Annotated in this window: 15 protein-coding genes; 10 read left to right on the plus strand and 5 right to left on the minus strand. The window is 43.4% G+C overall.

The genetic code is table 11. The features are described 5' to 3' along the window. Nucleotides 1-167: 167 nt before the first annotated feature. Nucleotides 168-830, minus strand: coding sequence for an ABC transporter ATP-binding protein (locus tag LZG71_RS06515; RefSeq protein WP_233818201.1), 663 nt, complete (start codon nt 828-830; stop codon nt 168-170). 88 nt (nt 831-918) lie between these two features. Between LZG71_RS06515 and sucC the strand changes: the two genes are divergently transcribed. From sucC to LZG71_RS06530, 3 genes are all read left to right on the plus strand, one after another. Next, nucleotides 919-2,142 (plus strand): ADP-forming succinate--CoA ligase subunit beta, encoded by a 1,224-nt coding sequence (sucC, locus tag LZG71_RS06520; RefSeq protein ID WP_233818203.1) that lies wholly within the window; start codon nt 919-921, stop codon nt 2,140-2,142. 234 nt (nt 2,143-2,376) lie between these two features. Further along, nucleotides 2,377-5,868, plus strand: coding sequence for a T9SS type A sorting domain-containing protein (locus tag LZG71_RS06525; RefSeq protein ID WP_233818205.1), 3,492 nt, complete (start codon nt 2,377-2,379; stop codon nt 5,866-5,868). A 38-nt stretch (nt 5,869-5,906) separates the two neighbouring features. Next, nucleotides 5,907-6,419: a hypothetical protein gene (locus LZG71_RS06530; RefSeq protein WP_233818207.1), complete on the plus strand. Its 513-nt coding sequence runs from the start codon at nt 5,907-5,909 to the stop codon at nt 6,417-6,419. A gap of 107 nt (nt 6,420-6,526) precedes the next feature. Here the strand turns inward: LZG71_RS06530 and LZG71_RS06535 are convergent, their stop codons facing one another. From LZG71_RS06535 to LZG71_RS06550, 4 genes are all read right to left on the minus strand, one after another. Next, the gene (locus tag LZG71_RS06535) at nt 6,527-7,867 is read right to left on the minus strand and encodes a GntP family permease (protein ID WP_255712728.1); all 1,341 of its coding nucleotides are present in this window, start codon (nt 7,865-7,867) and stop codon (nt 6,527-6,529) included. A gap of 46 nt (nt 7,868-7,913) precedes the next feature. Further along, nucleotides 7,914-8,552: a hypothetical protein gene (locus LZG71_RS06540; protein ID WP_233818211.1), complete on the minus strand. Its 639-nt coding sequence runs from the start codon at nt 8,550-8,552 to the stop codon at nt 7,914-7,916. Beyond that, nucleotides 8,549-9,697, minus strand: coding sequence for a S9 family peptidase (locus LZG71_RS06545; RefSeq protein WP_233818213.1), 1,149 nt, complete (start codon nt 9,695-9,697; stop codon nt 8,549-8,551). The genes LZG71_RS06540 and LZG71_RS06545 overlap by 4 nt, the downstream gene beginning before the upstream one ends. Nucleotides 9,698-9,953: 256 nt before the next feature. Continuing rightward, nucleotides 9,954-10,829, minus strand: coding sequence for a diacylglycerol kinase family protein (locus LZG71_RS06550; protein ID WP_233818215.1), 876 nt, complete (start codon nt 10,827-10,829; stop codon nt 9,954-9,956). A gap of 42 nt (nt 10,830-10,871) precedes the next feature. Here LZG71_RS06550 and LZG71_RS06555 point away from each other — a divergent pair, with 42 nt between their 5' ends. The 7 genes from LZG71_RS06555 (at nt 10,872) to LZG71_RS06585 (ending at nt 20,947) form a co-directional block, all read left to right on the plus strand. Further along, a complete protein-coding gene (locus LZG71_RS06555; protein WP_233818217.1) occupies nt 10,872-11,894 on the plus strand; it encodes an App1 family protein in 1,023 nt (340 codons plus the stop codon). A gap of 27 nt (nt 11,895-11,921) precedes the next feature. Next, nucleotides 11,922-13,082, plus strand: a complete 1,161-nt coding sequence (locus tag LZG71_RS06560; RefSeq protein ID WP_233818219.1) for a PLP-dependent aspartate aminotransferase family protein — start codon at nt 11,922-11,924, stop codon at nt 13,080-13,082. Nucleotides 13,083-13,107: 25 nt separating this feature from the next. Next, complete coding sequence (locus LZG71_RS06565; protein ID WP_233818221.1) at nt 13,108-13,794, plus strand: response regulator transcription factor; 687 nt, start codon at nt 13,108-13,110, stop codon at nt 13,792-13,794. Between the two features lie 42 nt (nt 13,795-13,836). Beyond that, a complete protein-coding gene (locus LZG71_RS06570) occupies nt 13,837-15,204 on the plus strand; it encodes a cell wall metabolism sensor histidine kinase WalK (RefSeq protein ID WP_233818223.1) in 1,368 nt (455 codons plus the stop codon). Between the two features lie 79 nt (nt 15,205-15,283). Continuing rightward, a complete protein-coding gene (locus tag LZG71_RS06575; protein WP_233818225.1) occupies nt 15,284-16,531 on the plus strand; it encodes a TolC family protein in 1,248 nt (415 codons plus the stop codon). A gap of 53 nt (nt 16,532-16,584) precedes the next feature. Continuing rightward, on the plus strand, nt 16,585-17,673 hold the full coding sequence (locus LZG71_RS06580; RefSeq protein ID WP_233818227.1) for an efflux RND transporter periplasmic adaptor subunit: 1,089 nt from the start codon (nt 16,585-16,587) through the stop codon (nt 17,671-17,673). Between the two features lie 172 nt (nt 17,674-17,845). Then, nucleotides 17,846-20,947, plus strand: a complete 3,102-nt coding sequence (locus LZG71_RS06585; RefSeq protein WP_233818229.1) for an efflux RND transporter permease subunit — start codon at nt 17,846-17,848, stop codon at nt 20,945-20,947. Nucleotides 20,948-21,010: the final 63 nt, after the last annotated feature.

Consider the following 21,010-nt stretch of genomic DNA (forward strand, 5'->3'; position numbering starts at 1 on the left):
GTAGTTAGAGGAGCTAGCCACAAAAAATAGTCGTCCGGAAAACTCCAGACGACTATTCACTTTACTCAACGTTATGAAAAACTTCGGCATTATGACGGAGCATCAAAACGTTGGTCACACATTTTTTTAAAAAATATTTACTTTTTTTGAAAAAACTTTTTTTTACGTCAGCTCAGCATACTCCCATCCTGCATAACTAGCCTTCTATCAGCCATTTCCGCCAATTCTTCATTGTGTGTTACGATTACAAAAGTCTGTCCGAATTCGTCACGAAGTTTGAAAAATAGCTGATGAAGATCCAGTGCATTGTGAGAATCCAGATTACCGCTTGGCTCGTCGGCCAATACAATCGCTGGTTTATTGAGCAATGCACGTGCTACTGCAACGCGCTGCTGCTCACCTCCCGAAAGTTGAGATGGCAAGTGATTCATCCTATCCGACAATCCCAACAAATCCAGCAATTCTTTTCCCCGGGAAATGATTTCCTTATCCTTCATCTTGCCACCAATGTAAGCAGGCATGCAGGTGTTTTCCAGAGCGGTAAATTCCGCCAGAAGATTATGGAATTGAAAAATAAAACCAATCTTTTCGTTTCTGAATCTGGCAAGATCCTTATCTTTTTGCGTAAAAACATTGACATCCTGTATAAATACCTGCCCCTCTTCCGGGCGATCCAATGTGCCTAAAATATGAAGAAAAGTGCTTTTCCCAGCTCCGGAAGCACCCACAATCGCTACTACTTCTCCCTGTTCCACTTCAAGGTCAATTCCTTTCAGAACCTGCAATGAACCGTATGTACGTTTTATTCCTTTTGCCCGAAGTAAATTCATTTTCCTGAAAGATAATTGGGCAAAAACCTAGCCCCGTTTTGATTAATTCCTTAATTTGCCGTGAAAATACCAATTTACTTTTATACTCATGAATATTCACGAATATCAAGGCAAAAGCGTTCTGAAAAAATACGGTGTGCGTATTCAGGAAGGGCTTGTAGCCGACACGCCCGACAAGGCGGTAGAAGTTGCACGTGAGCTTAGCCAGCAAACAGGTACCAAATGGTATGTGGTTAAATCGCAGATTCATGCCGGCGGGCGTGGTAAAGGCAGAATAGTTGGTACAGAACAACGCGGTGTTGCTCTTGCTAAATCTGTTGAAGACGTACGTACGATATCCAACAACATACTTGGTAAAGTACTTGTTACGCATCAGACAGGCGATGCCGGAAAGCGTGTGAATAAAGTTCTTATTGCAGAAGACGTTTACTATCCAGGCCCAAGTGAGCCTAAGGAATATTATTTATCCATTTTATTGGATCGTGGCAGAAACTGTAACGTAATCATGGCCAGCACTGAAGGTGGTATGGACATTGAAGAAGTTGCGGAACATACGCCGGAAAAAATCATGAAGGAGTGGATTGATCCAAAAGTTGGATTGCAGCCATTCCAGGCACGTAAAGTGGCTTTCGCTCTTGGTCTTGAAGGTGATGCTTTTAAAGAAATGGTGAAATTCATCACTTCTCTTTACAAAGCATACATTGAGAGTGACTCGGCAATGTTTGAAATCAACCCGGTTTTGAAAACATCAGACAACAAAATTCTTGCTGTTGATGCAAAAGTGGATCTTGATGACAACGCATTGTACCGTCATCCTGAATTGGCAGAGATGCGCGATACAAACGAAGAGGATCCTTTGGAGGTAGAAGCGGGTGCAAACAACCTGAACTATGTGAAACTTGACGGAAACGTAGGTTGCATGGTTAACGGTGCCGGACTTGCAATGGCTACAATGGACCTTATCAAACTTTCTGGTGGTGATCCTGCTAACTTCCTTGATGTTGGGGGTGGTGCAAATGCTCGTACCGTAGAAGCAGGTTTCCGTATCATTCTGAAAGATCCAAATGTAAAAGCAATTCTTATCAACATCTTCGGTGGTATCGTTCGTTGCGACCGTGTTGCTGCCGGTGTTGTAGAAGCTTACAAAGCGATTGGTGAAATTCCTGTTCCGATCATCGTTCGTCTTCAAGGTACCAATGCCGAAGAAGGTGCTCGTATCATCAACGAATCAGGATTGAAAGTATATTCTGCGATTGAATTCAAAGAAGCTGCTGCCAAAGTGAAAGAAGTATTGGCCGGGCTTGGTGCTTAGGTTTTAGTATAAAGAAGTCTTATTGAAAATGAGAGTCGTGCTTGCATGGCTCTCATTTTTTGGTTTATATCCCTCTCCTCTCCTCCCATAATTGCATCCTTTCCTTCTCCATTGCAGGTCAACCACGTAGTTTTCCTTAACCCGAATATGGTATTGAACCGCCTACCTTATTAACCCAAATTTGTATGGTAATGAAATAGGTTAATTTATTCTATTCACTAATCCATCGCAACCATGAAACGACTGCTACTTTTTCCGAAATCTGTTAACCGGAATTTAGAACTATGGCGAATTAATTTCATCATGAAAGGATGCCTATACCTGCTTACCTGTCTTTTGTATCATGTCGCAAATGCTCAATCCATAAGAATAAACGGTCCTGCTGGTAGCGAATCTTTTGGGTTAAGTGTCACTGTTTTAACAAATGGCAACTATGTGGTAACAGATGTACTTCATAATATTCCGGGAGTAACACACGTGGGTGCAGTTCATTTATATCATGGTAAAACCCACACGCTCATCAGCACCATTACCGGGTCACAACCGAGCGATCAGGTAGGATCAGGAGGAGTCACTGCCTTAACCAACGGAAATTTTGTTATAAGTAGCCCGCAGTGGAGAAACGGAGGTTACCACCAGGCAGGTGCAGCTACCTGGGGAAATGGAGTGACAGGAATTTCGGGTGTTATAAGTACATTGAATTCTTTGACAGGCAGCACTCCTAATGACAATGTGAGTTCCTCCGGCGTCAGAGCTTTACTCAATGGCCACTACGTGGTTGTGAGCCCACATTGGGAACACAACACATTACTAATGAACGATGCCGGTGCTGTAACCTGGGGAAATGGAAATACCGGAACATCAGGAACAGTTACAGAAAGCAATTCTATTGTTGGTAGTCGCTGGGATGATGCCGTTGGCGGTGATGGGATAACAATTTTATCTAATAATAACTATGTCATTACCAGTACCAAATGGGGCGGCAGTACTCCTACGACATCTCTTGGTGCTGTGACGTGGGCCAACGGATCAGGAGGAACCGCTGGTCGGGTGAGTGCCACTAATTCACTTGTGGGAAGTTTTGACGGTGACAATGTTGGTTCTTCTGGTGTAAAAGCTCTTCCCAACGGGAATTATTTGGTCAGCAGCCCACTTAGTCGCCAGGGAGGAATTGCGGAGGCCGGTGCTGTAACCTGGGGCAACGGAACTACTGGCACTTCCGGAACTGTGAATGCCAGTAATTCTCTCGTTGGTAGTAAGGCTCAGGATAAGGTAGGTTACAGTATAACCGGAGGGATTGTTATCCTATCCAACGACCATTATGTAGTACGCTCCGAAGTCTGGGATAATGGCTCAATTGTAAACGCCGGCGCAGTAACCTGGTGCAATGGACTTACTGGCAGAACAGGCGCAGTTTCTTCTGCAAATTCTTTGGTTGGGAGTACAAACGAAGACCAACTCGGTGGCGGACCGCTCGAAGGGAAAGTAGTTCCATTAAGCAATGGAAACTATGTAGTATCCGGACCGGGCTGGGACAACGGTGCTGTTTTAAATGCGGGAGCAGTAATTTGGTGCAATGGAAGTACAGGTTCTACTGGTACCGTAACAGCAGCTGCATCAATTATAGGTGCTCAGGCAAATGACCAGATAGGACAGAAAATTACCGCACTAACAAATGGCAATTATGTCATTTCCAGTCCTTACTGGGACAATGGAGGCACGTCAAACGTAGGTGCTACCACCTGGGCTAACGGAAGCTCACTCACCGCCGGCACCATATCATCTGCTAATTCAATTATTGGAAATACCACTAACGACTTTATATCTCAAAAGGTAATAGCACTGACTAACGGCAATTACGTAGTAGCAAACCAATACTGGAATAACGGTGCAACCGTTGACGCAGGGGCAGCCACATGGCGAAATGGTACTGTACCAACCTCAGGAACGCTATCTGCCTCTAATTCCTTAACTGGAAGTAGCCCTTCAGATAATGTAGGTCGTGATGTTGTACGTCTGCACAATGGCAACTATGTAGTAGGTAGCCCTATCTGGAATAATGGTGCCGTAGCTGATGTTGGAGCAGTTACCTGGGGTGATGGTTTAACAGGTATTACAGGTTTGGTGAGTGTTGCCAATTCACTTGTAGGCAGTAGTCCCAATGATAACATAGGAGTTCAGGCAACAACAGGTGTTGATGTTGGTATCCATCCGTTGGCTAATGGAAATTATGTGGTGGAAAGTCACTTATGGAACAATGGGGTTATAGAACATGTTGGGGCCGTGACATTGTGCGATGGGGTGAAAGGCACAATCGGAGCCGTAAATTCCAGTAATTCCTTGGTAGGTAATACCGCAAACGATAATTTAGGCTACTACTTTACCAGCCCACTCAACGATGGAAATTACTTAATTCGCGGAGTAAATTGGGACAATGGTGCTACCCCAAACGCAGGATCAATGACCTTAGGTAATGGGTCGTTTGCAATGTCAGGCACGATTTCACGCTGTAACAGTATACTCGGAAATGTTGCCAACGAAGGAGGAAGCCTGAAACCAGCCTACAATTACACTTATGGTTATCTGATTGTTGGTCTCTCTCGTGAAAATTCCATCATTATTCACAATGCTACCGGACAAGATTTACCAACCAGCGGTGCGGAAACATCTGTAATTGTGCTTGGGAATAACAAAATCCCGTTTCTTACTGACGGCGGCTGCAACATCGTGGTGAGTATTACTCCCAATGGCAGCGATCCGGTAAGAGGTAAAGTACACGCACAGATATGGAAAGAAGGAACAGTTCCTTCAACAGCAATTTATCCATATGTAGCCAGGCACTACCAAATCACCCCCGAAAAAAATACGTCTACTGCCCGTGTAACACTTTATTTTACCCATAAAGAATTCTTGGAATTCAACAGTCACTCGGGAAGTACCTTGGATCTCCCTGCAAACGGTGGAGATGCAACCGGAATTTTGAATCTGCGTGTAGAGAAATTTGCAGGGAAAAGTAACGATGGTACTGGTCTGCCTGCCAGTTATACTGAGGGATCCGAAACCATCAACCCGGATGATGCCGATATTATTTGGAACAGCCAACAAGATCGTTGGGAAGTAAGTTTTGATGTAAGTACAGGTTTCAGCGGGTTTATCGTCCATACTTATTCCTCTTCTCTACCAGTTCGGCTCGTCGAATTCAATGGAAAAACGCAGGAACTAAATGCTCTCCTGCAATGGGAAATAGCAGATGCTTCCAATTTCAGCCATTTTGACCTGGAAAGAAGTACTGATGCCAAACAATTTCAGTTCGTTTCCAAAGTGGACTTCTCTGCCAAAGAAAATAAATACGAATACAACGACCTGAAAGCTTCCAATTTCGTCAATTCACAAAATCAAATCTATTACCGGCTAAAAATGCTCGATCTGGATGGAAGTTTCGCTTACAGCAAGATCGTAAGTCTTAAATTCAATGACTCCGCCCAAAAGTTCGCTTATCCCAATCCATTTGTGAATGAAGTATCGATATCTGTAAAAAATCAAAACGACCAAAAAGCTGAAATACAATTCATCGATTCAAAAGGGAGTGTGGTGTTTGACAGAAATGTGATTGTCACAGATAATAAAATCGATCTTACTGATTTGAATATTCCCGCAGGTGCTTATGTGATTCGTATTACCTCTGGCTCAGAAACGGTTAATATCAAGGCAGTCAAAGGCAATTGAAATTCAGTTAATTAAAACCTCTAAATATAAAGCACCAGATGAAAACTCCCCTATTTTTCGCAGTTACGCTCCTATTTTTTAGTCTGAATTCATGCAGCAAGAAAAATTCGGACGATGTCACCCCGAATGATAAACGCGAAGGAACCATTTCAATGCAGATTAACGGCACCACGTGGAGTGGCGAATGCGGCGCAGTAGATGCCAAAATCGGATCCCAAACCAATGTTTCCATAGTTGGATACAAAGATGGAAAAACGGCCAAAGGCAACGATGGCATTGTGATCACAATTAGCGGATTTACCGGTACAGGAAATTATTCTGCTACGAGCCATGAGGGTAGCAGCATATCCGTAGTGTACAACGGAATCACCTATTCCAACGACAAAAAGGCTACTGTTCAGCCTGTTGTTAAGATAACAGAAGGCAATTTACCCACCACTCCACTAGGTCCTGGAAAAGTAGCTGGTGAATTTAATGCAAGCCTAAGAAATCCAACCGAAGGTTTTATTGAAATAACGAACTGTAAGTTTCAGACTACTGATATTTTATAATGTGCTGATTATTATACTGTTATAATCAGCACATTACAAAATTAGAATTTGATCCTTAGTGGAGAAATTTTACTTACCAACAAAGTCAAATTTCTCCACTAACTATGCTAAGAAACGATCATCCAAATTTGATACAATATCACCGTAACCACCAAACTAACAACTCCCTGCAAACCGGTAAGCAATGTATGTGTCCGGTAAGCATCTTTGGCACTGATTCCTGTAAATTGTGAAACAACCCAAAACCAGGCATCATTCGTATGCGAAACAACCATGGCACCGCTGCCAACTGCCATTACCACAAATGTGATTTGGATTGGAGTTACAAACCCAAGTGACGCAAGTAAGGGAGCTAGAATGCTCGTTGTCAATACCATGGATGAGGTTGTGGATCCCTGAGCAGTTTTGAAGAACGCTGCAATGAAGAAAGCAATCAACAGCAGATATACTCCCGACATTTCATTGTGCAGCAGCCACTCACTCACCATATCTTTCAACGAGGTTTCTTTTAAAATAGCGCCAAATGCTCCACCTGCCCCTACTAGTACAAGTGTGGTGCCGCAATGCTCGATTCCACTTTTGAAACAGGCTGTCATATTTGCAGCTGCATCTTTGGGAAACAGGGAATAACTAAAAAAAATCGCCAGCAAAAAAGACACCAGCGGGCTTCCGAAAAACCCTAACCAGGCCGCTATCTGTTCCGGGAAATGCAGGATTTTGGCAGAAGAAGCCAGCGTTATCAGCAAAATGGGAAGAACAATTGGCATAAAGGATTTCCATGCAGGCGGCAAAGTCCGGTTCTCGACCGATACATTTTCTAATGAAAACTCTTCACTCACCTGAATATTCTTCGCATACCTTCCGGCAAACCAGGTTGATAAGAACAAACTGGGAATAGAAACCAGAAGTCCTATGATGATCACAAGACCAACGGAGTCGGCTATGCCCAAATTCCCGGCGGCAGATAGCGGACCTGGTGTTGGAGGCACCAGTGTATGCGTAGCAAAAAGTCCACCGGAAAGTGAGATGGCGATTACAGGAAGTGAGATCCCGGTTCGTTTCGCAACAACCTGATTCAGCTTGTGCAAGATGATAAATCCCGAATCACAGAAAACGGGAATACCTACAATTGCCCCGATCAGCGACATGGCCAGAGCAGGACGTTTTTCTCCAAACAATTTCAGGATCACATCCGCCACTTTAATCGCTGCACCCGATTTGTCCAGAATGGCGCCAATTACACAGCCAAGGATCACCATCAGCCCGATTTTGGACATTAGTTCGCCAAAGCCCTTGCCTATCGTCTCGGCAAGTTTGTCAATGGGTAATCCTGCAAAAATACCCACACCTAATGCAGCCAGAAGCAGACCTGCCAGTGGGTGTAATTTTAGCACGGTTGAACTTAAAACAATAAAAAGAATGGATAAAAGAACGACCAGAATAATCATAAAACGGTTTTGATGAAGTCTATTTTATCAAAGTGTTGGACTAATATTAATTTGTCTGGCAGCCATGCTGCAATATTTTCACTTTATGAAAGTCGTCTATTTTTAGTTGTACCCATCCAAAAGTTGTATCTGTTCCTACCACTTTTCTTAATGCCATATATACTTCTTCATTCCACAAATTCATTTCTGACTGTGGAACAATAAACGCTCCTGTCTTATAAGAAATAGTTTTCCCACGCAAACTATCTCCCCAAGAGGTACCATTTGTAGTCCATTCTAAGCTATTTGAAATCACATCCCCCTTGTTTACTGGAAAAGGATGCATACTATAAAATGCCCCTAAATGAACTTTGCTTTCAACACCATCCATTTTCGCAAATGTTTTGTAAATTTTGCTCGAAAATGCAATGTCCGGCGTATCATCATTATCTAAATTAATTTTGAATGCACCTTCCGCCATACCACAGGATATAACTCCCCCAGCAGTATCACATTTCAAACTTGGCTCAACAATTACAATTGGATTAAAGGCATAATGATAAAAATTCTCGCTTGACAAAATTTCACCAGCCTTGATGGATAAAGATTTTACTTGCGGGAGAGCATCACCATCCTTCTTACAACTCACTATAAACAAGCATATTAAAAAAACAAATCCGAAAGAAAACTTATCTGCTTTCATCATAACAACCCCATGATTTTATCATCTCCCATTACGGCATTGGAAGGACGTGGATGTGCCGCATTAAATACTTCAAGATCTGCCTGAGTTAGCACTTTTGAACCCGCTTCGTCAACTTGACCGTTGGCATCGGATATTTTTTTAATGTCCAGATTCAGCTGTTTTGCCATAAATACATACATCGCATTTCTTTTCGAAGGACCATAATCATGTTTTTCGTCGGGAAGGTGTACGTTTTCTACCAGCTCCGATTTTCCGTATAAGCCATAAATATTCTTAATATGTGGAAACTCAACTTCGGGGGTATTTTTAGTCCAATCGTCACCGTCAGAAATGAGCAGCATCGGACGTGGAACCGCGAGAGCTGCTATTTCAACATTATTGGTTTGAAAATTGCCGTTCTTATGAATTGGCAAGCCACTTTCACAAACACAGCCACCAAAAAAGTAAGCAGAAACCATCACACAAGGCACCGACACCTTTATACGATCATCCAGCGCTGTAAGGAGGAAAGTTTGTGTTCCCCCGCCCGACTCGCCGGTTACCGCGATACGTTGCTTGTCAACCTCGGGCAGAGACGAAACAAAATCCAGGGCTCTTATGGCATTGATTGTCTGTAACTTCAACGCTTTGGGCATTTTGTGCTCACACTGTCTGGCATCTCCCTGCCCCACCATATCCCACACAAACACCACGGCGCCCATTCTGGCCAAAGTGGCGCAGCGTTTTTGTGTTTGCTCACGAAAACGCCCATGCGGATTTTCACCGTGTCCGTGCGGACACAATACAGCCGGGTAGGATTTTTGTTTTTGCAAAGGTCTATACAAATTACCTGTTACATACACACCGGGTATACTTTCGAAAGCTACATTTTCTATGCTGTAACCATCCATAATACGCTTGCTGTGAATGATGGGTTTGCTAACGGGTCTGGCTGGGAGGGTTTCCAAACCCATCCCTTTTTTTATCTGATTTCTGATCTGTGCAGCTCGTGCTTCCCAGGCTGGCTTGCTGGTTACAGTATGGTTTTCAAGGAAGGCTTTCCCCTCGGCCTCAGTAAAATACTTTCCCTGACAGAGCTCTGCCGTTTGTGCACATACATTGTTTACTGCAAATGCAGCAAGAATAAGTATCAAAAATAATCTCATGGAGTTGCTGGAATGAATGATCGGATTGTCGGAAAAAGACAGCTCAACGTGCTTTACTACTGATGTAATGAAGTATTTCGGTCTGAACGGCGAGAGCCGGTCTGAACGACTTCAAGTTCTTTCCTAAGACTTTGTTCAGCCTGACTGTATCTTGCAGACCAGAGGCAATTCTTTCTATTCAGACCGACTCCGTCGTTCAGACCAGTTAGCTCCGTTCAGCCTGACTGCGTCATGCATTCCGGGACAGGAATTTGCTTCAAGGAATGGCAACCCGGATATAGTCTTTGAGAATATGCGTTTCCAGTTTACGAACCATACCTTTGTACTCACCATCGATCTGAAAATACACTTCCTTATCCAGGCACTCGATCAGCGCATTTTCCACAGAAATTATTTTCATAATTTCAGGATTGAGATCCGTATTACCTGTCAGGATTTTAGCTGTTTCAATAAAATCCAGTCTTTTGGCAATGACCAGTTCATAAAAGCCATCGGACATATTTCCCATCGGATTGATGTTCACACCGGTGCCATATTTTTGAGCATTGGCAATGATGACGATCAAAGCCTCCGTTTCAATCACTTCATTTTCAGTTGTGATACGGACCTGGAAATTTTCGTGCTCACTCAGCGTTTTAAGCATTTCGCGCGCGTAACCCATTTTACCTCGGGTTTCGCCATTCTCATAGTTTTTCACCAACAATGCATTCAAACCAATGTCGCTTAAATGAAGACTTATTTCTCCATTGATACTTACGGCATCAATTCCAATACTTTTTTCACCGAATGCAATTTCAACAGCATCCGAAAGATTCGCCGGAATGCCAAAGTCGACTGATAAACCATTAGCAGACCCAGCCGGAATAATGCACAAGGTAACATCAAGCCCATATACAGCCTGGGCAACGAGTGAAATCGTTCCGTCACCTCCGGCAACCAGAACACGCTCCGGTTTGAGATTTTCCACCATTTCCTTCACGATCTCATGATCCTGCACCCCGGTAGTGAGATAAATTCGTAAATCAAGACCTTCATTTTTAGCTTTGTCGATAACCGTATTACAAATTTCATCCTTATCCAAATCTCCGGAAATAGGATTAACAACCAACAAAACCTTTCGTTCTGAAAACATATTGTCTAAATTAGGGACTTTAAAGTCTGTTAAATGTAGTGTATGGAGCGATGTGAAATAAAACTATATCGAGGGTATGCGAATAAAAAAGAATTGGTTGTTTTTGGACATGTTGTTAAAAAATACCCTTCCGGCGACCATAAATATACACGAAAAGGCTTTCGTTATGCAAGAACCATTATTCAGCTATTTTCAATTAAAACCATTCCATATCTGCCGGTAACGCTTCGTGTAGGATCTATAACGGCCAATCTAGTAGCAGAGCAGGATGGATATTTTCGTTTTCAGGTTCCGTTACCCGAAGAGCTGAATGGAGGATGGCACGAATACGAGGTCTCGATTGATACAGTTGTAAATTCAAAAAAATACGCCGCAGTAAGTAAGGAAGAATTTTTTATACCATTTACAAGTTCCTACGGCATTATTTCCGATATAGATGACACATTTCTGGTGTCACACAGCCGCAGATCTTTCAGAAAATTGTTTGTGCTTCTCGCACGCAATGTACAGGCAAGAAAACCTTTTGATGACGTTGTCAAACACTATCAGCTCCTTTCTTTTGCCAGCCGTGTACACCCTCAGGAACAAAGCAACATCTTCTTTTACGTATCAAGCAGTGAGTGGAATTTATACGACATGATCGTACGCTTCGCAGAATTGAACGGATTACCCAAGGCTGTATTGAAGCTTAAAAAGATAAAATCGGGACTTGACGATTTCGTGATGACTGGCAGCGGTTCACATGAGCACAAGCTCCGCAAAATTCACAATATACTTGAATTTTATCCCGAACTGCAATTCATATTACTTGGAGATGATTCTCAAAAGGATCCTGAAATATATGAGAATGTATGCAATCAATTCACAAAAAATATCCGCGCAGTGTACATCCGTCAGACCCGGACACGTGCAAAGGCCGAAACCACCCTGTTCCTGAAAAACATAGAAAACCTTGGAATTGATATTTGTTACTTTGCACACAGTAACAAAGCCATCATTCATTCTCTAGATCATGGAATTGTATTTCAAAGTCCCGTGGATCAGCAACCGTCGAAAAGCCGCTAAGCACCATAAAAAAATTTATTAATTCAAATGGAAATTTCCCATATACTAAATGAGCTAGGAGAAGACCGTAGCTTATATTTTAACGCTGTTGCTCCTCCTATCATGCAAACGAGCAACTTTGTTTTTGATACTTTTGATGAAATAAGAAAAGCTTTTGAAGACGAAAACTCTACTTATTTATATTCCAGGGGAAAGAATCCAACCATTGAAATCCTTCGTAAAAAACTGGCAGCTCTTGACGGTGCGGAAGATGCACTGGTTTTTAATAGTGGAGCTTCCGCCATATACTGTTCCGTTCTGGCAAATGTAAAGACAGGCGATCATATTATTTCGGTAGAAAAACCATACAGCTGGGCCTCCCGGATGTTTGACAACATGCTTCCGCGCTTTGGTATTTCGACAACGTATATCAATGGCACTGATATAGAAAACTTCAAAGCGGCTATCCGACCGGAAACACGGATCATTTACCTTGAATCACCCAATTCGCTTACATTTGATTTACAGGATCTGGAAGCTGTTGCCAGGCTTGCTAAAAGCCATAATATCATTACCATCATCGACAACAGTTATTGCACGCCGCTTTATCAGCAACCGCTCGCTTTTGGAATAGATCTCAGCCTTCAATCAGCAACAAAATACCTGGGCGGCCACAGCGATACGGTTGCCGGAGTTCTCACAGGTAAGGAAGAGTTATTACAAAAAATATTTTTTGAACAACTGCTTAACAACGGTTCGGGTATTTCACCTTTTAATGCATGGCTCATTCTGCGTGGGCTGAGAACATTGCCTGTAAGGCTGGCACATATTACAAAAACAACGGAAAAGGTGATTTCCTACCTGAAAAGTCATCCAAAAATTGAACGAGTGATTTTCCCCTTGGACAAAGATTTCCCTCAACTCGAACTTGCACATAAACAAATGAAGGGTGCCTGCGGCTTGTTCACGATTGTTTTCAAATCGGACTCCTATAGCCAGATCGAGAAATTTACCTATTCACTTAAACATTTCCTTGTTGCGGTGTCATGGGGTGGTCACGAGTCCCTGATCCTTCCACAGGCAGCGGGAATAGGGCCTGATAAATTTGATCCCCAAATTGAACAGCATCGTATGGCACGCATGTACGTTGGGCTCGAAGATGCCGATTACCTCATTGCTGACCTTGACCAGGCTCTTAAAATATTATAGTAAACCTCCAACCATCCGGATAACAATGAAAAAAATACTGATTGTTGAGGACGACAGGCGCATTGCCCAGAATATATTCAGAGGCTTGGTTTCTGAGCATTTTGAAGCGGAAATTGCACACGATGGAATTACCGGAAAGCAGTTGGCTCTGGATAAAAAATTCGATCTGGTGCTGCTTGATGTCAACCTTCCTGGTATGCGTGGATTCGAAGTGTGCCAGCAGATAAGACTTTATAAACCAGCAATTCCCATCATCATGCTCACGGCTTACGGTGAAATTGAAGATAAAGTTGAAGGGCTCGGGCGCGGAGCAGACGACTACATCGTAAAACCTTTCGATTTCCGGGAATTACTTGCCAGAATCAACGCAGCTTTGCGCATCTCGGAAATCCGTAATCCTGAGACTGAAAATAAAACGCTTCGCATCGCCGATCTTGAAATGAACCTGGGTACCAAAGAGGTGATCAGAGCCGGGAAGTCAATCGAACTCACTGCAAAAGAATTTGCATTGCTTGAATATTTTCTGATCAACCGAGGACGTGTGATATCAAAAATGGATCTGGCGGAGCATGTATGGCACCTCAATTTTGATCCAGGAACCAATGTGGTAGAGGTGTATATCAACTATTTACGCAAAAAAGTAGATAAGGATTTTGAAACAAAACTGATACATACGCGTCCCGGATTGGGTTACATTTTGAAGGAAGACTAAACGCTGACTCATTTCAATTAAACAAGATACAAATAGCTTCCTGTGAAAATCAAGGACCGGATCGCTTTACAGTTTACGCTACTCGTGGCAGCATTGCTGTTTACATTTTCCGTTGTGGTTTACACTATCTCTTCCACTTTCAGGCAGGAAGAGTTCTTTGACCGGCTTCGAAGCAAGGCGCGTACGACCTGTCGCCTGCTGGTGAAGGTGAACGGGATTGACAAAAACCTGCTTAAAGTTATTGACGAGAACACGCTGACCGAAATGCTGGATGAAAAAGTACTCATTTTCAATTCAAAAAATGACCTTATTTATTCAAGCGTAGACGACAAACTACTCACTTATCATGCCAATCTGCTTGAAGATGTTCGCCTGAAAAAGAGCATCGAATTTGTTCAGGATGACAGTGAGGTAATCGGGCTGCTCTATACCGAAGGCGCGGAACCACTGGTCGTGTTGGCATCGGCCTATGACAAATTTGGGCGGAGCAAGCAAAACAACCTTATACAAACGCTGACCTGGGGGCTGCTTGTCGGCATTGGTGTCACCGTGGTACTGGGTATTTATTTTGCAGGAAACTCATTAAAACCGATCAGCAGTATCAACGATCAGGTGTCACTTATTACTGCCCAGAACTTATCCCAAAAACTTGATGAGGGCAACCGAAAAGACGAGATCGCGCAGCTTGCCATCAATTTCAACACCGTACTTTACCGGCTTAACCAGGCATTTGAACAACAAAAAAGTTTTGTTTCACATGCATCACACGAACTCAGGACGCCATTAGCCGCCCTAAAGTCCGAAATTCAGCTCGGACAGCGTTTTGTTAAAGATGATCCTGATCTTGAAGAAGTTTTTGCCAATTTATTTTCTGATACAGAGCGGTTGATCAGCATTACAAACAACCTGCTCTTCCTGGCGCGTTCGTTGGAAAATATCGATCGGATGAAAACCTCAGCCGTGAGGATCGAAGACCTTGTCTTCCTTGCGAAAGAGGAACTGCTAACCTCCCGTCCCGATTACAGCGTCAGCATCGACTACGTCTCAATCCCGGAAAATGAACGGGAAACTGTAATTGAGGGAAATGAGGAGCTGCTTAAAAGGGTTTTTCTCAACCTGATCGATAACGCCTGCAAATACTCCGAGGCTCATGAAGCGCGAATTCTTATATCTACTGACGAGAAATACTGCTTTGTCACCGTAAAAGACGATGGTGTCGGAATAAGCGAAGATGAAATTCCCCATATTTTCAATCCTTTTTTCCGGTCGTCCAAAACCAGCGAATTACCCGGTTTCGGAATCGGCCTTTCCATCTGTCAGCGTATTGTAGATCTTCATCATGGGAGCCTTTCTGTCAAAAGTGAGCTCGGAAAAGGGAGTGAATTTACCGTGCAGCTGAACCACATTTAAGTTCTAATGTTTTTCTAACGTTAATTTAAGGTTGCTATAATAGTAGCGTCGGAATATCGCATATTCTAAAACAGAGCTTATGCGAATTTACCTCATCGGAATTTTAACCTGTATTTCCAGCAGTTTGTGGGCACAGGACTCACTCAGGCTCTCTATCCGGCAAGCTGACAGCCTATTTCTAAAAAACAATCTCGAACTTCTTGCCGAAAAATACCAGATCGACATTGCAAAATCGATCGAAATCCAGGACAAATTGTGGGACAATCCCAATGTAAGTGTTGAAGTAAGCGCCTATAATCCCTCACGCGGTTTCTTCGATGTAGGCAAAAATGGTCAGAAGGCGATCAGTATACAACAAATGATCACCCGTGCCGGAAAACGCAACAAGCAGGTCGCACTCGATGTAGAATCGACCCGCAAAAGCGAGTACCAGTTTTTTGATCTTGTGAGAACACTAAAATTTGACCTGCGTCAGATCTTTTTTGAAACGCATTTTTTGGAACAAACGGTTACGTTGCTGGACAATCAGATTGGAACACTTAATACCACCGTCGCTGCTTTTGACAAAGAATATACACGAAGCAATATTTCCTTAAAAGAGGTGGTTCGTTTGAAAGCGTTGCTGTTTCAGCTGACCAATGACCGAGCGAATATCCTGTTTGAGCTTTCAGAAAATCAACGCGACCTCAGGACCTATCTGAACAGTGATCTTCCTGTAAAAGCAATCGTCAACAGCAGTGATATAACTCGTTACCAGATCGGAAACTACGATTTGGCATCACTCCGAGACAAAGCGGTCCAGAGCCGCGCAGACCTGAAAATTGCGCAGTCGTCGTCCAAACAGGCAGAATTAAATTATACACTTCAAAAGTCGCTGGCAGTTCCAAACATTCAGCTGGGAGCAGTTTATGACCAGGCGAGTAATTACACCAACAATTACTTCGGCGTATCGGCTACAATGGATTTACCCTTTTTCAACCGGAATCAGGGAAATATCAAGGCGGCCAAAAGCAACATCAGCTACTATAAAACAGCTGAAAAGGCCAAGGAAAATAGCGTTAGCAATGAAGTGGATGCAGCACTCCAAAAGGTGAAAGTGGCTGAAAATGCATATCAAAGTGTGGAAAGCCGGTTCACCGACCAATTCCAATTGCTGAATAAAGGCATTTACGACAATTTCCAGAAAAGGAATATTACGCTCCTGGAATTCATCGATTTCATCGAAACCTATAACGAAAGCATCAGGGAATTTAACCGCCTTCAAGCCGACCGCATCAAGGTTTACGAAGAACTCAACTTCGCTGTCGGCGAGGAGCTTTTCAACTAATTTTTGATCTCAATTCCCTATTCAACCAGGCTCCCGCCGATTTATATATTAAAATGAAAAATTCACTTTCAGTCATATTACTGGTTTCAGTTGCCATATGGGCTTCTTCCTGCAGCAAAAAGAAGGAAGCGCCGGAAGAAGCAAAGGCATTTATGCTTTCGGATACGATGATGAACCGCATCTCACTAGACACTGTCAAAACAGAAATTGTGAGAAACGAACTTACCCTGGTAGGGAAAGTGGTACCGGATGAAAATCAGGTAATCAAGATATTCCCGCTGGTAGGCGGCAATGTGGAAGACGTCAGCGTAGAGCTTGGCGACAATGTAAAAAAGGGGCAGAAGCTTGCCACTATACGATCCGGCGAAGTTGCAGACTTTGAGCGCCAGATGATTCAGGCACAATCGGATCTGCTCATTGCCCAGAAGAATTTGTCTTCAACCGAGGATTTGTATGAAAGTAAACTCGTTCCCGAGCGCGATGCCATCACCGCCCGCCAAATGGTAGACAAGGCACAGGCAGAGCTCAACCGCGTCAAGGAGATATTCTCCATTTACGGAATCGGGAAATCGACCAATTATACCATTAAGTCGCCCATCAACGGATTTATTATTGATAAAAATGTGAACCGTGGCATGCAGCTCCGCTCCGACAATTCGGAAAGTCTTTTTACAGTAGGTCAAATTGCCGACGTATGGATACTTGCGAACGTAAACGAGAGCGATATTCCTCGTGTGCAATTGGGCATGGCAGCGGATGTAAAAACAATCTCTTTTCCCGATCAGATTTTCAAGGGTAAGGTTGATAAGATTTATAATGTGCTCGATCCTGAAACGAAAACCATGAAAATACGGATCCAGCTTCAAAATGTTGGTCTGAAATTAAAACCAGAAATGCATGCAACTGTATTTCTCAATTTTGAAGAAAGCAATCAAATGCAGGCCATTCCGTCACAGTCAGTCATTTTTGACAGAAGTAAAAACTGGGTAATGGTGTTTCACGGACGTTCCAAAATAGAAACCCGGGCTGTTGAGATATACCGTTCACTGGCCAATCGCACTTACATCAGCAGCGGTTTAAAGGATGGCGACGTCATTATTTCCAAAAATCAACTTCTGGTTTACGATGCGCTAAATGACTAAAATAGAATGATAGAGTGAGTGAATGATAGAATGAGCGAATGTTTGGCTCACTCTATCACTTCTTACAGATTCAAAATTCCGGACCACTCTAAATTCTACTATCGCGCCGGCGACCCGGTCTATCATTCGTTCATTCTCTCATCGCACCGGCGACCCGGTCATCATTATTTCTATGAATAAATTCATTCGGGGAATTGTTGGTTTTTCTCTAAAAAACCGCTTTTTCATTTTCTTCATGACAAGCCTGCTGATAATCGCGGGGATCGTCAGCTACCGTAATACGCCTTTGGAGGCTTTTCCGGACGTAACCAATACGCAGATCATCATTGTAACGCAATGGAACGGCCGTAGTGCCGAGGAAATTGAACGTTTCGTAACCGTACCCATTGAGGTTGCGATGAATTCGGTGCAGCAAAAAACCAATGTGCGGAGTACGACCATGTTTGGTCTCAGCATTATCAAAATCATTTTTGATGATAATGTCGAAGACTTTTTCGCCCGACAACAGGTGAACAATCAGCTCAGAAACATATCCCTGCCAGAAGGCGTTGAGCCCGACGTACAGCCGCCATATGGACCCACCGGTGAGATTTTCCGTTACACCTTAAAAAGCAAAGATCGCGACAGCCGGGAACTTCTTACTCTTCAAAGTTGGGTTATTGACCGGCAGCTTCGCAGCATTCCTGGTGTTGCAGATGTGGTAGCTTTTGGTGGCCGTGAAAAAATATACGAGGTACAGGTAAATCCAACCAATCTTGTTAAATACAATATTACACCGCTGGAAGTATATCAGGCTGTAACCAAAAGCAACATCAACGTCGGCGGCGATGTGATAGAAAAAAACGGACAGGCTTATGTGGTGAGAGGAATTGGTCTGCTGAATTCCATACCTGATATAGAGAACATCATTGTGGAATATGTGAAAGACAATCCCGTACTGGTTCGGGACGTGGCCGTTGTAAAAGAATCGGACATGCCACGTGTAGGACAGGTTGGTCTGGATGAAAATGATGATGTGGTGGAAGGAATTGTAGTGCAGCGCAAAGGCGAAAATCCAAGTGCCGTGCTTGCGCTCATTAAGGATAAAGTAGAGGAGCTCAATACCAAAATACTTCCGCCGGATGTAAAAATGGTAACCTTCTACGACCGCGACAACCTGATCGAATTCTGTGCTCATACCGTGAAACACAACCTGATCGAAGGAATAGTGCTTGTAACGGTAATCGTGTTCCTTTTCATGGCCGACTGGCGAACAACCGTCATCGTGTCCATCATCATTCCGCTGGCTTTGTTATTTGCATTCATGTGTTTGAAAATGAAGGGCATGTCGGCCAATTTGCTATCGATGGGCGCGATAGACTTCGGGATCATCATTGATGGAGCCGTGGTAATGGTGGAAGGTATTTTCGTAGCGCTGGATCATCTGGCACATAGAAACGGCATGGAGCGGTTCAACCGGCTTTCAAAACTTGGACTGATCAAAAAGACAGGTGGCGAACTTGGAAAGGCTATCTTCTTTTCAAAACTGATCATCATCACCGCGCTTATTCCCATTTTCAGTTTTCAAAAAGTGGAAGGCAAAATGTTCACGCCATTGGCGTATACGCTCGGTTTCGCTTTATTAGGCGCTTTACTTTATACACTTACGCTGGTTCCGGTACTCTGCTCCTATTTGCTCAATAAAAACGTTCGTGAGAAAAGTAATCCTATCGTCCGTTTCTTCGACCGGGCTGTTACCAACGGGTTTGAGTGGTGTTACGGTCATAAAAAAATCAGCATCCTGTTCGCTTCGGTTTTCCTTGGTTTAAGCTTGTTCTCTTCTACCCTGCTCGGAACCGAATTTCTTCCGACATTGAACGAAGGAGCGCTTTGGGTGGAAGCCAAAATGCCGATGAGTAGTTCGCTGAATGAAACCATCAAAATGGTGACGGTGCTTCGTGCCAAACTCAATGAATTCCCGGAGGTGAATGGTGTTTTATCTCAAACAGGCCGATCAAACGATGGTACCGATCCGTCTGGTTTTTACTATGTGCAAATGCAGGTGAATCTTAAACCAAAAGATGAATGGACCCGAAAAATAACGCAGGACCAGCTTATTGAGGAAATGGATGCCAAGCTGAAACAATTCCAGGGTATCAATTACAATTATTCACAGCCAATTATCGATAACGTAGCCGAAGCCGTAGCGGGAATGAATGCCAGCAATGCGGTAAAAATTTACGGGGACGACCTGGAAACGCTAAATACGAAAGCCAACGAGGTGTTAGAGGCAATTAAGAATGTGCCCGGAATTAAAGATGTGGGTATTCTCCGGAACATCGGTCAGCCGGAAGTAAGTGTGATCCTGCACGACCACAAAATGGCTCAATATGGTGTGAGCACCGCCGACGTACAGGCTGTTATTGAAATGGCGATTGGAGGAAAAACGGCATCCATTTTGTATGAAGGTGAACGTAAATTTGATATTCGTCTTCGTTACGAAGAGCAGTACAGAAAAAACGTGGATGACATTCAGCAGCTGATGGTACCGACGCTGACAGGAGGAAAAATTCCTTTGAAAGAAATATCAACGATCAGAACCGTAACCGGCCCTGCGTTTGTATACCGCGACAATAACAAACGGTTCATTGGTGTTAAATTTTCCGTTCGTGAAAGAGATTTGGGTAGCACCATTGCAGATGCACAAAACCGCGTGAAACCTATGTTGAAATCCTTGCCGAAAGGTTACTCAGTCAACTGGTCAGGGGAATTCGAAAATCAGGTCCGTGCTACGGCGAGGTTGGGACAGGTAGTACCAATCAGCCTGATCGGGATTTTCATATTGCTTTTCATCATGTTTAACAATGCCAAAGATGCAGGTCTGGTTCTGGTGAATGTTCCTTTTGCACTCATCGGCGGAATACTCGCACTCCATGTTACACATATGAATTTCGGAATTTCGGCAGGTGTGGGCTTTATCGCATTATTTGGGTTATGTGTTCAGAACGGCGTTATCCTCATTTCGGTATTTAATAAGAATCTGGCGGAACGAATGCCGCTGGACGAGGCAATCAGGGAAGGTGTTAAATCACGCATCAGACCAGTTATTATGACGGCTCTTATGGCGGCGATTGGTCTGCTACCCGCGGCTACATCTACCGGGATAGGTTCCGAAACACAAAAACCACTCGCTATTGTAGTTATTGGCGGGCTGATTACGGCAACGGTTTTAACCCTGCTCATCTTCCCGATTATTTATGGATTCTTTAACAGGACAAAAAGAGCGGTTGCTTAAATATTTTTAGACTATACAAAAGAGCGGTCCGTTTTTCGAAACAGGACCGCTCTTTTGATTTAA

This window comes from Dyadobacter sp. CY312 (assembly GCF_021390535.1).
Lineage (GTDB): Bacteria > Bacteroidota > Bacteroidia > Cytophagales > Spirosomataceae > Dyadobacter.